Raw genomic sequence first — 14,967 nt, forward strand, 5'->3', positions numbered from 1 at the left:
GCAGGGCAGGCAGCGGCCCTCGGGCCGCTGCCTGCGAAGCGACGGTGCGTTTCTTCTTCATCGGCATATCCATGACCTTGGTCCTTCATGATATGCCCCGCCCACAAAATGACGGATAGGTCCTCACGCGCAGGCGCTCTTTGATTTCAGGGTGGTACATCGCGAGAATTCCCAGTTCAGCCGCGCCTATCCGTCCCGCGATGTTCTCTGTCAGCTCGCCGCCGGGAATATCTTGAAGGCGCCACGGCCCGACAACATTAATTTCGCGAAGTGGAGCGAGGTCTTCGTCCTGGCCGAAAATAGTTCGATTTGCTGCGATTCGGGGTTATATGAAACGACAAAGGACTTTGGAGAGGTCATGCCCGTATCCTCGGCAGCGGTGCAGAACAACGTCGAATCAATCTTCGCGGGTGGGCGGCGATTCCGTGTACGACCACCTGACCGGTTCTGCAGTTGTAATTTGCAGGCGCTCTCGCAATTCTGGATTAACGCCCGCTTGAACAAGCATTGCCAAGCCTCCCAACTTACGCGCATCTTCGTCGGTGAGCGGGCGAGTGCGGTGATCGGGTTCATCGGGCGGGACTCGCATTCCACCGGTCCGCGCTATCGCGCCGTCGATGACGCTTTGCACCTCATGTCGAAACACGTGGCAGATCATGAGTTGTTGCGCATCCTCATCATAAAAAACGATGCTGGCGCGGGGTGGTTTTTTCATGATGATCGGCCTCCGGTCAGCCGCCGTTGGTCAAAGTGGACGAATCACGGAAGTGGAAATTGGTCCGGCGTCACGCGCAGGCGCTCCTTGATTTCGGGGTGGTACATCGCAAGGATTCCCAGCGCTGCAGTGCTTATCAGTCGGCATTCTCTCGAATGATCCGTTCAAGTATTGCGGCATCGTCGGCAGGACCCTCGGAGCCTTCGAATACGCAAACTTCAATATGACCGTCCCGAAAGACATCCACTTCAACGCGCATTCCTACGACCGTAATCGACACTAGCACAGTGTCGGGGCGGTTTCGGCTCAAGGTGTAGTAAATCTTGGCAGCATCGAGGCGCTCGAGTAGGTCGAACAGTGCAGTAGTCGTCATTTTTTGAACCGGTTGTCGTTGAGAAGCTTGAGCGCCTTGCGCGCATCCTTTACACCACCGCGAGCGTCGCTCTTTAGCTCGCCCATGGTTGACCTGAGATACTGACCGGGAAATTCCCGCAGCACTGACCCCCTACATTCAGAAGCAATGATGTCGCTGGAGCGCCAGTACAAGCTGTTCCGGTGTCGCGCAGCTTGCGGACGCTCCAACGCGCGCTTCGCGCATAAACTGCACGAGCCGACTCAACTGACGCGCGTCGCGCGTGAGTTCCCGTGTTTCAGCCGAAATAATGAGTTGTCGACCGTCGCGCGCTTCCTGGCTCAACGCGTTGCCGCGATATTCGTGCCGTGTGTAAAGCGAGCAACTCCGGTGGATTCCGACCTTGAACTCAAGCGCCATCCGCTACCCCGTACTAATCAGATCGGCGGACATAACTATCACGGGGTACGTCAGGTACAGGCATCTCTTAATCCGCCTCCGATGCCTTCATTGCTCGCCGGCGGCGTGGGAGCGCGCCATGCGGCGAGTCACGCGCGCATTAAACATCGTGAGAGAGTGTCAACGAAACGGAATCAATCGGGCTATTTATCCTGCTGAGAGGTTCGCGCAAGCACGTCCCGATCAATCAGCATTTTCTCGAATAATCTTTTCAAACAAATCGGCATCGTCGGCAGGCCCCTCGGAGCCTTCGAATACGCAAACTTCCGTGTGTCAATCGCGAAACACATTCACTTCAACGCGTATTCCGACGACAGTAATCGACACCGGAACCGTATCAGGGCGGTTTCTGCTTAACGTGCAGTGAATACGAGTGGTATCGAGGCGGTCCAGCAGGTCAAACAGCGTAGTAGTCAGCCTGTTAGCACAATCCCAACTCGCACCTGACATCGCGCCACCCGCCCATCCCCCACGGCCCAAAACCCGCAAATACCCCTATAAAACTAGGGGAAATCCGCATCATCCCTGGTTCCCGTCGATTCGTTGCGATCGCACACCATCTTTAAGATTCCTTTAAGTGGCCGCCACTACATTACGCATCCATCTCGTAATCCTTGGCAATATTCCCCGACTATGACCACCAAGAAATACTGGCGCGGCAGCGCTGCGATCTGCGTTGTACTCGCTGTCGGCGGCGCGTATGCGCTTAGCCATCGCGACGCCGATGCGTCCGTCAACGATGCGCAAGCCCCGGTGTCGTCGCTGCGCGCGACCGCGGATATCACCGGGTCGCGTTCGTCGGCGCCGGATTTCTCCAGCATCGTGACGCGCTATGGCCCGGCGGTCGTGCATATCGGCGTCAAGGAAGCGGCGTCGATCGATGAAAACGGCGACCGCAAGAGCGGCGGCGAAGCGCTCGGCTCGGGTTTCATCATCAGCCAGGACGGCTACATCCTCACCAACAATCACGTGGTCGACGGCGCGAGCAGCGTCAGCGTCAAGCTGACCGACGGCCGCGAATTCCGCGCGCGCGTGATCGGCAAGGACAAGGCGACCGACGTCGCCGTCGTCAAGATCGACGCGTCGAATCTGCCGACCGTGAAGATCGGCAATCCGGACAGCAGCAAGGTCGGCGAATGGGTGGTCGCAATCGGCTCGCCGTACGGCTTCGACAGCACGGTGACCTCGGGGATCATCAGCGCGAAGTCGCGCTCGTTCTCCGACGACAGCCCGATCCCGTTCATCCAGACCGACGTACCGGTCAACCCGGGCAACTCGGGCGGCCCGCTGTTCAACCTGAACGGCGAAGTGATCGGCATCAACTCGATGATCTATTCGCGCACCGGCGGCTTCCAGGGCCTGTCGTTCGCCATTCCGATCGACGCGGCGATGCACGTGAAAGACCAGCTCGTGCGCACCGGTCACGTGACGCGTGGCCGGATCGGCGTGGGCGTGCAGCCGCTCAGCGCCGACAAGGCGAAAGCACTCGGCCTGAATGGAAACGGCGGCGTGCTGGTCGGCTCGGTCGATCCGGACGGCCCCGCGCAAGCGGCCGGTCTGCGTCAGGGCGACGTGATCGTCGGCGTGAACGGCAAACATGTCGGTAGTGCTACCGAACTGGTCGGCCAGGTCGCGCAACTGTCGCCGGGCAGCGATGCGACCATCAGCGTGTGGCGCAACGGTGGCGAGCGCAAGCTGTCGGTTACGATCGGCGCGCAGCAATCGTCGGAGCTCGCGCAAGCCGCGCCGCGCGGGCAGTTCCAGCAACGGCCGCAACAGCAGCCGCAACCGCAGAACCGTCCGCGTCTGGGCGTCGCCGTGCGTCCCCTGAGCGAAGACGAGCAGCAGCAGGCGCAATTGCCGGGTGGGGTGGTGGTGCAGCAGGCGACCGGCCCGGCCGCCGAAGCGGGTATCCAGCCCGGCGACATCATCGTCGCCGTCGACGGCAAGGTGATTCGCAGCGTCGAGCAACTGCGCCGGATGATTTCGCAGGCGGATGACAGCGTATCGGTCACCGTCGTGCGCGACGGCGAACAGGCATCGGTCGACGTGACGCTGGGCTAATCCGCTCAAGCAGTTCAATTCACGGAATCCGCCGGCTCGCTGCCGGCGATCGCCACGAAAGACACGGCGCGCCACTTAGGCGCGCCGTTTTCAATTGGACGGCTGGATGGGTTGAGCCGGTGAAGTATTCAGTGCAGTACCTGCCGTCCCCACGCCGTACTGCCCATCCGGCCCGCCGCCCAACGCCAGGTACAGCGCCACGCCGTTCTGCAGCGCGGTGGCCCGCAGCGTGATCAACTGCTGCTCGGCGGCGAACAGATTACGCCGCGCATCCACCACTTCCAGATAGATCGAAATCCCGTTGTCGTAACGCAACTGCGCGGTCTCGGCGAGATCGCGTTGCGCCTGCACCGCCTGTTCCTGCGCGGCGATCTGTTCCTTGTAGCGCTGCCGTGCGACCAATGCATCGGATACCTCACGAAACGCGTTCTGCACGGTGCTCTGGTAACTGGCGACCAGTTCGTCGCGCCGCGCGCGCGCTTGCGACAGCTGCGCGCTACGTTGCCCGCCATCGAAGATCGGCATGCCGACCAGCGCGCCGATCGTCCACGCCTGCTTGCCGGGCACGAACAGATCGCCCAGTTCCGACGACACATAACCGAAGCTGCCGGTCAGCGCGATGCGCGGAAAGAAGTCCGCGCGCGCGGCGCCAATATCGGCATTGGCCGCGCGCAATTGCTGTTCGGCCTGCTGGATATCGGGCCGGTTGATCAGCAGCGCCGACGGCAAACCCGGGTCGATCTCGCCGAACTGCGCGGCGTCCGCAATCGACGACGGCTGCGGCAACGCCTCGCCGGCCGGTCCGCCGATCAACACTTCCAGCAGATGCCGCTGCTGCGCGGTAGTCCGTTGCAACTCGGCCAGTTGGGTCTGCGCCTGCGTGACCAGAATCCGCGCCTGCTCGTAATCGACCATCGACGTGACGCCCGCATCGAGCCGCAGCTTCGCGACCTCGAATGCGTAGCGGCGGCTTTCGAGCGTGCGCTGCGCGAGTTCGATCCCTTCGTCGCCGGAGCGGATCGCGTAGTAGTTCGACGCGACGTTGCCGATCAGCGACAGGCGGAACGCGCGCTGCGCATCGACGCTCGCCAGATAGCGGCGTCGCGCGGCCTCGCTGGTATTGCGCACGCGCCCCCAGAAATCCAGCTCGAACGACGTGACGGCCGCCTGCACGTTGTACTGGTTGAACTGCACCGAGATATCGGTGTTGTCGAACTCGGGATCGATCGCGCCGAGCGGCGTTTTGCTGCGCGTCGCGCCGGCGTTCGCGTTGACCTGCGGCAGCCGCGCGGCGTTCTGGATCCGGTAGAACGCATGCGCCTGTTCGATCCGCGCGACCGATGCGGCCAGATCGCGGTTGCGCGCGAGCGCGGTTTCGATCAGCCGCTTCAGTTGCGGATCGGCGAAAAAGCTCTGCCAGTCGACCTCGCTCGCCAGATGCGCGAGTTCCGGATTCGCGGCGTCGGTGGTCTCGAAGTGATCGGCGATCGGCAGTTCGGGCTGCTGATAAGTCGGCGCGAAATTGCACGCGGCGAGCGAGCCGGCGAGCAGCGAGCCGAGTAACGGTTTGAACAGCCGCTTACGCATCGTGCCGTCCTCCGCCGCTGGCGTCGCCGGCCTCAGGGGCGAGCGGCGGCAGGTCATCGTCGAGATCGATACTGCGCTTCCTGCGGCTCAGCCAGCGGCGCGCGGCCACGTAGAACAGCGGCGTGAAGAAGATCCCGAACAGCGTCGCGGTCAGCATGCTGCCCATCACGCCGGTGCCGACCGCGCGCCGGCTCGCCGCGCCCGCGCCGGTCGCGAGCACGAGCGGCAGCATGCCGAGCACGAACGTGACGCTGGTCATCAGAATCGGCCGCAGCCGCTGCTGCGCGCCGTTTTTCGCGGCGGCCCACGCGTCCTTGCCTTCGGACTCCTCCTTGATCGCGAACTCGACGATCAGGATCGCGTTCTTCGCCGCGAGGCCGATGATCGTCACGAGGCCGATGTTGAAGTACACGTCGGCGGACAGCCCGCGCAGCATCGTCAGCAGCACCGCGCCGATCACGCCGAACGGGATGATCAGCAGCACCGCGACCGGAATCGCCCAGCTTTCATACAGCGCGGCGAGCAGCAGGAACACCACGATCAGCGACAAACCCAGCAGCATGCCGATCTGACCGGCCGCCTGTTTTTCCTCGAACGCAGTGCCGGTCCATTCGTAGGTGAGGTTGCCGCTCAGCACGTGCGACGCGATCCGTTCCATTTCGGCGATCGCCGCGCCGCTCGAGCGGCCGGGCGCGGCCTGGCCCGACAGCGTCGACGACGGAAAGCCGTTATAGCGTTCGAGCTGCTGCGGACCGGAAATCCAGCGCACCCGCGTGAATGCCGAGAACGGCACCATCTCGCCTCGATCGTTGCGCAGCCGCAGCGAGGTCACGTCGTCCGCGCGCATCCGGTGCTCGGCGTCGGCCTGCAGCAGCACGCGCAGCACGTTGCCCTCGAACACGAAGTCGTTCACGTAGTTCGCGCCGAAGGTCAGCGCCAACGCCTGGTTCACCTGACCGATCTGCAGACCGAGCGCGCGCGCCTTCACGCGGTCGATTTCGACGTACAGTTGCGGCGCCTCCGGCATCCCCTCGGCGCGCACGCCCGCGAGGATCGGGCTTTGCGCGGCCTCGATCATGATGCGGCGGGCGGCCTGCTGCAACGCGTCGCCGCCGACACCGCTGCGGTCCTGGATCTTCATCGTGAAGCCGGTCGCGTTGCCGAGCGACGGAATAGGCGGTGGATCGAGCGAGAAGATCAGCGCTTCGGGGATCTGCATGAACGCGGCATTCGCGCGGCGCACCAGCGCGCTGGCCGAATTCGCTTCGCCGGGGCGTTCGTCCCACGGCTTCAGATCGACGAACGACAGCGCCGCCGACTGGCCCTGTCCGAAGAAGCTGAAGCCGGTCACCGAAGCGATGTTGCGCACCTGCGGCTGCTGGCGCAAAAACGCCTCGACCTGATCGATCGCGTGTTGCGTGCGCTGTTCGGTCGAACCGGGCGCGCCGGTATAGGTGACGAAAATATGCCCCTGGTCTTCGGTCGGCAGAAAGCCGGTCGGCAGGCGCAGGAAGAAAAACACCGTGATCGCGCAGGCCGCGACGAACACCAGCAGCCAGCGCAGCGGCGAGCGCAGCATCGAATCCACGCCGCCGATATAACGCACGGTGCCCGCTTCGAGGCCGCGATTAAAGCCGTCGAACACGCGATGCAGCAGCCGCGCCGCGACGTTTTTCGGCTTCGCGCCGGCGGCGGCCGCTTCGCTTCTGAGCAGCGCCGCGCACATCGCCGCGCCGAGCGTCAGCGCGAGCAGCGTGGACAGCATGATCGACACCGCCAGCGTCACCGAAAACTGCCGGTAGATGCCGCCGGTCGAGCCGGGAAAGAACGCCATCGGGATGAACACCGCGACCAGCACCAGCGTACTGGCGATCGCCGCGCCGGAAATCTGGCCGATCGCCTTGACGGTCGCGCGCGGCGCGCTCAGGCCTTCCTCGCGCATGATCCGCGCGACGTTTTCGACCACCACGATCGCGTCGTCGTTGAGGATACCGATGGCGACCACCATCCCGAACAGCGACAGGATATTGATCGACAGTCCGAACAGATAAAGCCCCGCGCAGGTGCCGATCAGCGCGATCGGCACGACGATGGTGGGGACCAGCGTCGCGCGCCAGTCCTGCAGGAACAGGAACACGACCACCGTGACCAGCAGCAGCGCCTCGATCATCGTGCGGATCACGCCGTGCACCGAGGTCGTGATGAACGGCGTGGTGTCGAACGGCACCGCCCACGACACGCCGCTCGGGAAAGTCGATTGCAATTCGGTCATGCGCTTGCGCACCGCGTTGGCGACCGCCAGCGCGTTCGCGCCGCTCGCGAGCTGGATCGCGATCCCCGCCGACGCCTTGCCGTTGACGGTCAGGCGATTGCCGTAGCTGTCGTTGCCGAGCTCGACCCGGGCGACGTCGCCGACCCGCACGGTCGAGCCGTCCGGATTCGCGCGCACGATGATTTCGCGGAACTGCTCGGGCGTCGAAAAGCGGCTTTGGGTGACGATCTGCGCGGTGAATTCGGAGCCGGGCGCGATCGGCTGATCGCCGAGGCCGCCGCCGGCGGTCTGGCTGTTCTGCTCCTGGATCGCCTGCAACACCTCGCTGGCCGACAGCCCGAAGCCGGCGAGTTTGCCCGGATCGAGCCAGATCCGCATCGCGTACGACGAGCCGAACAGCTGCACGTCGCCGACGCCGTCGATCCGGCGCAACTCGTTGACGATGTTGTTCGACGCGAAATTGCCCATCGCAACCGCGCTGGTGGCGCCGTCGATCGCCTGAAGCGCGATCAGCATCAGGAAGCCGGACGATGCCTTGGTCACGCGCACGCCGACCTGGCGCACTTCGAGCGGCAGGCGCGGCTCGACCCGGGCGAGGCGATCCTGTACCTGGGTGCGGGCGATGTCGAGGTTGGTGCCAGGCTTGAGCACCACGGTGATCTGCATCGTGCCGTTCGAGCGGCTCGTCGACGACATGTACAGGAAGTTCTCGATCCCGTTCATCTCGTCTTCGATGATCGACGTGACGGTGCGCTCGAGCGTGCGCGCGTCGGCGCCGCTGAAGGCCGCGGTGATGCTGAGCGACGGCGGGGCGACGTCGGGATACTGCTCGACCGGCAGCAGCGCGAGCGCGATACCGCCGAACAGCACCGTGAAGAGGGCAATGACCCACGCGAAAACCGGCCGGGCAACGAAGAATCGATTCATGCGCGGGCCCGGTCAGCGGGTGGCCGAAGCCGGGGCCGGCGGCGTCGCCGGCGGTTCGGCCGGAGCAGCGGCTGCGGCCTGCGCGCCCGCTGCGGGCGGCGCCGCGCCGGGTGTGGCGGCGGCAGGCAGCGCCGCCGGCACGGGCCGCGCATCGACGCGCTGGCCCGGCTGCACCTTCTGCCAGCCGTCGACGATCACGCGCTCGCCGGCCTTCAACCCATCGCGCACGGTCCAGCGTCCTTCACCCTGGTCGCCCAGATCGATGTTGCGGCGGACCACGGTGCCGTCCTCGGCGACCAGCGCGACGCTCGCGATGCCGTTATCGAGTTGCACCGCGCGCTCCGGGATCCGGATCCCTTGCTGGTTGCCCGCGGAAATGATGCGCCCGCGCACGAACTGGCCAGGCAGCAGCGTGCGGCTTGGGTTCGCGAACTGCGCGCGCACGGTCTGCGTGCCGGTGGACGGATCGACGACGAGGTCGGCGAAGTCGAGAAAACCGCGTTCGTTATAGACCTGGCCGTTCGCGAGAATCAGCTGCACCTCGACGTTTTTCATGCTGGTCGGCTGGCGCGCGCCGGACTGGATCTGCTGTTCGAGATCGAGCATCGCGGTGTTCGACTGGGTGAACACCGCGTTGATCGGCGTCAGTTGATTGACCTGGGTGAGCAGGGTGGCCGCACCGGCGCTGACCAGCGCACCTTCGGTGACGAGCGCGCGACCGGCGCGGCCGGCGATCGGCGTGCGCACGATGCAGCGATCGAGCCGCAATTGCGCGAGCGACACGGCGGCCTGCGCATCGGCGACGTTGGCCTGGGCCTGTTGCACCGTCGCGAGCGCGGCATCGTATTCTTGCGCGCTGACCGCGTGGCGGCCCACCAATGGTTTGAAGCGCTCGACCACCGAAGCCGCGTTGTCGCGCACCGCGGTTGCGCGAGCGAGCGCGGCCTGAGCCTGCTGCAATTGCGCGCGATAGTCACTCGGATCGATCTGGAACAGCGGCGCATTGGCCGGCAGGTCGGTGCCTTCCTGGTACAGCGTGCGCTGCACGATGCCGTCGACGCGCGCGCGAATCTCGGCGCTGCGCACGGCCTCGATACGGCCGGGCAACTCGACGACGTCGTGGACGGCGGTGGTGGAGACCGTTTCGACCAGCACCGGAATCGGCGGCATCGAAGCGGCGGTGGGCGCGGCCTGCCGGTCGTTGCAGGCGGCGAGCAGGAGCGGCAAACCAGTGATCAGAAGCGAGACGGCGCGACTACGCAGACGGATTGCGGAGCAGGACAAGAGAAACTCCCTGGTGAAGGCACTCTTTTCTTACGCGTGAATCGATGACGGTATAACGGTTTGCGCGTTCCGCAATGGACATTGTTAAATAATGCTTACGGCGCGGATACGATGCTGCCGGAAAAAGATTTCCGTTGATCGTACCGTGTCTGAGTGACTTGTCAATTTATTCGTCGCTGCGGCGAGGGAAATTGATTTGCCGGCTGTGATGGCGGGAGGGAAAGGAACGGTAATTGGGCAATCGCGCTATCCGGCAAGCCGCTATAAACCGGTTTTAAGACGCCTCCTACACACTGCCCAAATGCCGAGATAAAGCAATGCGCCGATCAGCAACGAAGAAAGCGCCCAGTAAAGCAGCAGCGCAAGTACCTCCATGTCGTCGGGGTTCGCCAGACTGTCGTTGCCGGTGGCGGCGAGGCAAAAGCGCAGAAACAGATTCACCGCGTCTGGCATGTTGAAAGGCAACAGGACGATCAGATACGTCAGTTGCCATCCCGCGATCGCCGACAACGCAACCACGATCAGCGCAATTAATGTCCTCAAGGCGATACTCGTCATATCGAACTACCGGTCCAGCACGCGACGAACGATGACCGTGCCGTATGCTTTCATCGATGTCCCGGGCACGGCGACCTTCATTCCGTGTGAGCGGATGTATGCGGCGAGCCTTTGGAAATCGTAAGGACGTTTCACCGTAATACAGCCTTCGCTGAGTCCCTGCGGCCCCGCGGGATGCAATCTGAAATTGCCTCGCTCAATTCCGTAGATATTGGTCTTGTCGCCTGTGGCCGGATTCCACAGCATGAACCACTCTCTATGATCCGTTGAACCAAATCCGTATGCATTCCACGTGTCTCTCACGAATCCCAGGCGACCGCCTGACTGACGGTCCACAAGGTAATACGTTCCTTCCGGCAACGCTCCAATGTTTTTCCTATAAGTCAGGTCGGGATTGTTGCGTCCAGTAGCTTTACCCGAAAAGGCCTCGAAGCCGCCTAGCCCGCGGCATGTGAGGACAGACGTCGTTTTGCGGTTCAGAAGGAAAAGGCATCCTGCTGGCATCCGTGCTCCGATATCGTTTCAACCTGCGGTTTTCGCAACAGTTGCGAAAACCGCAGGCTAAAAGAGTGGAGAGGTCACGGGAATCGGGTGAGTCTGAAAATGGGACTGAAAAAATAGGACTGCCTGCTGACGTGCGCCGGCTGCGGCAAGCGCGAATCAAACCCGCAACCACAGCGCCCGCTCCCGCTCGAACCGCTCGCACTCCGCCTTGATCCACGTCGAGAACACCGCCACACGCTCATCGTCCGGCCGGCGCGACAGCAGCATGTAGCGCGCGGGTGCGCGCACGTGCCGGCCGAACACGTCGATCAGCCGGCCGCTTTCGAGCTCGTCCTGAATCAGTGCGCTGCGTCCCAGCGCGACGCCCTGGTGATTCAGCGCCGCGCTCACCGCGAGGCTCGCGAGGTTGAACTGCGGGCCATCGAGATGGCCGAGCCAGTCCGGCCGCAATGCTTCGAGCCACGTGCGCCATTCGATGAATTGCGCGGCGCCGGCCCACGGCGACGCGTCGTGCAGCAGCACCGCGCCGTCGAATGCGAGTCCTTTGGCAAAGCGCGGGTGTCGCGCGAGATATTCCGGGGTTGCGACCGCGACCAGATACTCGTCCATCAGCACGTCGGCCTGCACGTGACGGTAGTGGCCCGGATCGTAGCGCACCGCGACGTCGATCTGGTCGGCGTCCATCGCGTGGCGATCGAGAGTCTGGAACTCGGCCTGCAACCGCACCGATACGTCAGGCTGCTGCCGGTGAAACTCCGTCAGGCGCGGCATCAGCCAGTGCAATGCGAGCGAGGGCAGGCAGTTGACCTGCAACGGCGCGCGCTCGAACGCGAGTTGCCGCAACGTGCGGTTGATTTCCGCGAGCGCTTTCGCGGTCGTGTCGAACAGCACCGCGCCATTCGCAGTCAGTTTGAGCTTGCGCGGCTCGCGCACGAACAGCGGATAGCCGAGCCGTGCTTCGAGATGGCGGATCTGCTGACTGACCGCGCTTTGCGTCAGATTCAGCGCGTGCGCGGCCTTGGTGAAACTCAGCAGCCGGGCGGCGGTTTCGAAACAGCGCAGCGCGCCGAGGAGCGAGGAGTCGAGTTGCATGAGCATTAGTGTAGCTAATGCATCGATTAGAAACGACCGCTTTTCGGCTTACCCGCCGCACCGTAGGATCGTGGCCATCTCGTTGATCTGAAAGGGAAGGGCCGTTGCGATGAGTTCCCCGCTGCAAGCATCGTTATTAGCCGCGCTTCGGGCGCGCGAGCCGCTGTTGTGGCTCAATCCGCGCGCCGGTACGCCGTTGCCGGCGAGCGCGCCGTCGCTCGCGACGATCGAAGAAGCCGAAATGCGGCTCGCGCGTTGCGAGCCGTTGCTGGCCGCGCTGTTTCCGGAACTCGCGAGATGCGCGGGACGCATCGACTCAGAGTTGATGGCCGCCGCGCCGTTGCGCGATGCCCTGGCAGGCGAGGGCACGTGGTTCGTCAAACGCGACGACGCGTTGCCGGTCGCCGGCTCGATCAAGGCGCGCGGTGGCTTCCACGAAGTGCTCGCGCTGGCCGAAGCGATCGCGCTCGAACACGGCCTGCTGGCCGCCGCCGACGACCGCCGCAAGCTCGCGCACGCCGAAGCGCGCGAGCTGTTTGCGCGGCATACGGTGATGGTCGGCAGCACCGGCAATCTCGGGCTGAGCATCGGCGTGCTGGCCGCGGCGCTCGGCTTCGAGACGGTCGTGCACATGTCGACCGACGCCAAGCCGTGGAAGAAGGACCGTTTGCGCCACCGCGGCGTGCGCGTGGTCGAGCATGCCGGCGATTACGCGGCGGCGGTCGAGGCCGGCCGCCGCGAAGCGCGCGCAATGCCGCGCGGCCATTTCGTCGACGACGAACGTTCGAGTCTGCTGTTCGCCGGCTATGCGACCGCCGCGCGCGAGCTGGCGACGCAACTGGCGCGGGCGGGGCGCATCGTCGATGCCGCGCAGCCGCTGTGCGTGTATCTGCCGTGCGGCGTCAGCGGCGCACCGGGCGGCATCACGTATGGGCTGAAGGCGCTGTTCGGGCCGCACGTGCATTGCTTTTTCGCCGAACCGGCCGCGTCGCCATGCATGCTGGTGCAACTGGCGGCGGGCGTCGAGCGCCCGGTTTCCGTGTACGACATCGGGCTCGACAATCGCACCGACGCGGATGGACTGGCGGTCGGGCTCGCGTCGCAATGGGTCGCGCCGTTGATGGCCGCGCAACTGGCCGGCGTGTTCACGGTCAGCGACGCGCAACTCTACGCGCATCTGTCGACGCTCGAGCAAACGTTGGGGATCGAGGTCGAGCCGTCGGCGGCCGCGGCTGTCGGCGGGCCCGGGTGGCTCACGCAATCGGCGGCGGGCCGCGACTATACGCGCGCCCACCGGTTCGATCCGCACGCGGCGACGCATGTGATCTGGGCGACTGGCGGTTCGCTGGTGCCGGCCGCCGAGCATCTGCGGTTCCGGCAAACCGCCGGGCAATGGGCGGCGGCCCTCCGCCAGGCACGGAGCAGGGCGCGCGACTCACGTGCGCCTGCTCACCGCATCAACGGTGCTTGCGCTCGGGATGCCGCAACACCGAATGATGGCGGCCGTAGCTCAGATAGATCGCGAGCCCGATCACCAGCCACACGAACAGACGCAGCCACGTGACGAGCGGCAGTCCGGCCATCAGCAGCAGGCAGAACAGAATGCCGAGCACCGGCACCACCGGCACGCCGGGCGCGCGGAACGGGCGCGCCGCTTCGGAGTCGCTGCGCCGCAGATAAATCACCGCGCCGCACACGAGGATGAACGCGAACAGCGTGCCGATGCTGACCATCTCGCCGAGCACGCCGATCGGCGTCAACGCGGCGACGATCGCAACGACGGTGCCGATCAGCATCTGACTCAGATACGGCGTATGCAAGCGGTCGTGCACGCGCGCGAAAAACTGCGGCAGCAGCCCGTCCTGCGACATCGTGAAGAAGATCCGGCTCTGTCCATACAGCAGCACGAGGATCACGGTGGTCAGCCCGGTCAGCGCGCCGATTTTGATCAGGATCGCAAACCAGTTCAGACCGATTGCGTCGACCCCTTTGGCGATCGGGTCGGGCACGTTCAGGTCGCCGTACGGCACCAGCCCGGTCAGCACGCCGGCCACCAGGATGTACAGGATCGTACAGATCACCAGCGAGCCGAGAATGCCGATCGGCATGTCGCGTTGCGGCTGGCGCGCCTCCTGCGCGGCGGTGGACACCGCATCGAAGCCGATGAACGCGAAGAACACCACGGCCGAGCCGCGCAGAATCCCGCTCAAACCGAAGTTGCCGAACTGGCCGGTATTGGCCGGGATGAACGGATGCCAGTTGGCCTGCCTGACGAAAAACGCGCCGATCACGATAAACGCGACCACTACGGTCAGCTTGACCGCGACCATGATGTTGTTGATCCGCGCGGACTCTTTGGTGCCCATCACCAGCATCGCGGTCAGGATCGCGACGATCAGGATCGCCGGCAGATTGACGAGGCCGGTGATCGTCGAACCGTCGGCGAGCTTGACGACGGTGCCGGGCGCGGCCGCGAGCATCGGCGGAATATCGATGCCGACGTTGCGCAGCAAACTCACGATATAGCCGGACCAGCCGACCGCGACGGTGGCCGCGCCCATCGCGTATTCGAGGATCAGGTCCCAGCCGATGATCCACGCGAAGACCTCGCCGAGCGTCGCATACGTATACGTGTAGCTGCTGCCGCACACCGGCAGCATCGCGGCGAGTTCCGAATAGCACAGGCCGACGAACGCGCACGCGATGCCGCCCAGCACGAACGACAGCATGATGCTCGGTCCGGCGAATTGCGCGGCGGCGGTGCCGGTCAGCACGAAGATGCCCGCGCCGATGATCGCGCCGATGCCCATTGCGGTGATGCTCGTCGCGCCGAGTGTTTTCGACAGCTTGTGACCTTCGTCGACGTCGGCGCTGCCGACGATGTCGGCAACGGATTTCCGTGCCATGTAACCCGTATCGGCCATGATCAGTCGTCCCGGTCAAAAGATGATTGGGCATGAACCGGCGCGGCTCGCGGCGGTTCGCGAAGCACCACGGCCGAAGCTGGAATGAGCCGGCGACGGTCGGAACAGCGTCCGGCGCAGGCCGGCGGGTGGAGGGGAAAACGGGAGAAAGCCTTGAACCAGTGTAGGCCGCTTTAAAAGCAAAGGGAAAGTTCGCCCTCGCGATGCCGGGCGGCATCAGGCGAGAGCG

Annotated in this window: 10 protein-coding genes and 1 pseudogene; 2 read left to right on the top strand and 9 right to left on the bottom strand. The window is 64.4% G+C overall.

What is annotated here, in order from left to right; translation table 11 throughout:
* Window positions 1-397: 397 nt before the first annotated feature.
* Window positions 398-715 carry a hypothetical protein gene (locus LJ656_RS30420; RefSeq protein WP_230513174.1) on the bottom strand — a complete coding sequence of 106 codons (318 nt, stop codon included), beginning with the start codon at window positions 713-715 and terminating at the stop codon, window positions 398-400.
* 136 nt (window positions 716-851) lie between these two features.
* On the bottom strand, window positions 852-1,088 hold the full coding sequence (locus LJ656_RS30425) for a hypothetical protein (protein WP_230513175.1): 237 nt from the start codon (window positions 1,086-1,088) through the stop codon (window positions 852-854).
* Between the two features lie 1,071 nt (window positions 1,089-2,159).
* Between LJ656_RS30425 and LJ656_RS30430 the strand changes: the two genes are divergently transcribed.
* Window positions 2,160-3,590 (top strand): trypsin-like peptidase domain-containing protein, encoded by a 1,431-nt coding sequence (locus LJ656_RS30430; RefSeq protein WP_230513176.1) that lies wholly within the window; start codon window positions 2,160-2,162, stop codon window positions 3,588-3,590.
* Window positions 3,591-3,680: 90 nt separating this feature from the next.
* Here the strand turns inward: LJ656_RS30430 and LJ656_RS30435 are convergent, their stop codons facing one another.
* The 6 genes from LJ656_RS30435 to LJ656_RS30460 form a co-directional block, all read right to left on the bottom strand.
* The gene (locus LJ656_RS30435; RefSeq protein WP_230513177.1) at window positions 3,681-5,177 is read right to left on the bottom strand and encodes an efflux transporter outer membrane subunit; all 1,497 of its coding nucleotides are present in this window, start codon (window positions 5,175-5,177) and stop codon (window positions 3,681-3,683) included.
* Window positions 5,170-8,376: a multidrug efflux RND transporter permease subunit gene (locus tag LJ656_RS30440; RefSeq protein WP_230513178.1), complete on the bottom strand. Its 3,207-nt coding sequence runs from the start codon at window positions 8,374-8,376 to the stop codon at window positions 5,170-5,172. Before LJ656_RS30440 ends, LJ656_RS30435 begins: the two co-directional genes overlap by 8 nt.
* Window positions 8,377-8,388: 12 nt before the next feature.
* A complete protein-coding gene (locus LJ656_RS30445) occupies window positions 8,389-9,660 on the bottom strand; it encodes an efflux RND transporter periplasmic adaptor subunit (RefSeq protein WP_230513179.1) in 1,272 nt (423 codons plus the stop codon).
* A gap of 261 nt (window positions 9,661-9,921) precedes the next feature.
* Window positions 9,922-10,218, bottom strand: coding sequence for a hypothetical protein (locus LJ656_RS30450; protein ID WP_230513180.1), 297 nt, complete (start codon window positions 10,216-10,218; stop codon window positions 9,922-9,924).
* A gap of 6 nt (window positions 10,219-10,224) precedes the next feature.
* On the bottom strand, window positions 10,225-10,722 hold the full coding sequence (locus tag LJ656_RS30455; protein ID WP_230513181.1) for a DUF2778 domain-containing protein: 498 nt from the start codon (window positions 10,720-10,722) through the stop codon (window positions 10,225-10,227).
* A gap of 156 nt (window positions 10,723-10,878) precedes the next feature.
* The gene (locus LJ656_RS30460) at window positions 10,879-11,820 is read right to left on the bottom strand and encodes a LysR substrate-binding domain-containing protein (protein WP_230513182.1); all 942 of its coding nucleotides are present in this window, start codon (window positions 11,818-11,820) and stop codon (window positions 10,879-10,881) included.
* 103 nt (window positions 11,821-11,923) lie between these two features.
* Here LJ656_RS30460 and dsdA point away from each other — a divergent pair.
* A pseudogene (dsdA, locus tag LJ656_RS30465) lies at window positions 11,924-13,201 on the top strand (D-serine ammonia-lyase); the annotation flags it as partial.
* Window positions 13,202-13,271: 70 nt separating this feature from the next.
* Here the strand turns inward: dsdA and LJ656_RS30470 are convergent.
* Window positions 13,272-14,738 carry an amino acid permease gene (locus tag LJ656_RS30470; RefSeq protein ID WP_230513183.1) on the bottom strand — a complete coding sequence of 489 codons (1,467 nt, stop codon included), beginning with the start codon at window positions 14,736-14,738 and terminating at the stop codon, window positions 13,272-13,274.
* Window positions 14,739-14,967: the final 229 nt, after the last annotated feature.

The organism is Paraburkholderia sejongensis (assembly GCF_020880815.1).
Classification (GTDB): domain Bacteria; phylum Pseudomonadota; class Gammaproteobacteria; order Burkholderiales; family Burkholderiaceae; genus Paraburkholderia; species Paraburkholderia sejongensis.

Bases quoted from the DNA above. Each gene is read 5' to 3' on its own strand.
- LJ656_RS30440 (WP_230513178.1), bottom strand. From the start codon at position 8,376: ATGAATCGATTCTTCGTTGCCCGGCCGGTTTTCGCGTGGGTCATTGCC.
- LJ656_RS30460 (WP_230513182.1), bottom strand. From the start codon at position 11,820: ATGCTCATGCAACTCGACTCCTCGCTCCTCGGCGCGCTGCGCTGTTTC.
- LJ656_RS30430 (WP_230513176.1), top strand. From the start codon at position 2,160: ATGACCACCAAGAAATACTGGCGCGGCAGCGCTGCGATCTGCGTTGTA.
- LJ656_RS30450 (WP_230513180.1), bottom strand. From the start codon at position 10,218: ATGACGAGTATCGCCTTGAGGACATTAATTGCGCTGATCGTGGTTGCG.
- LJ656_RS30435 (WP_230513177.1), bottom strand. From the start codon at position 5,177: ATGCGTAAGCGGCTGTTCAAACCGTTACTCGGCTCGCTGCTCGCCGGC.
- LJ656_RS30455 (WP_230513181.1), bottom strand. From the start codon at position 10,722: ATGCCAGCAGGATGCCTTTTCCTTCTGAACCGCAAAACGACGTCTGTC.
- LJ656_RS30425 (WP_230513175.1), bottom strand. From the start codon at position 1,088: ATGACGACTACTGCACTGTTCGACCTACTCGAGCGCCTCGATGCTGCC.
- LJ656_RS30420 (WP_230513174.1), bottom strand. From the start codon at position 715: ATGAAAAAACCACCCCGCGCCAGCATCGTTTTTTATGATGAGGATGCG.
- LJ656_RS30470 (WP_230513183.1), bottom strand. From the start codon at position 14,738: ATGGCCGATACGGGTTACATGGCACGGAAATCCGTTGCCGACATCGTC.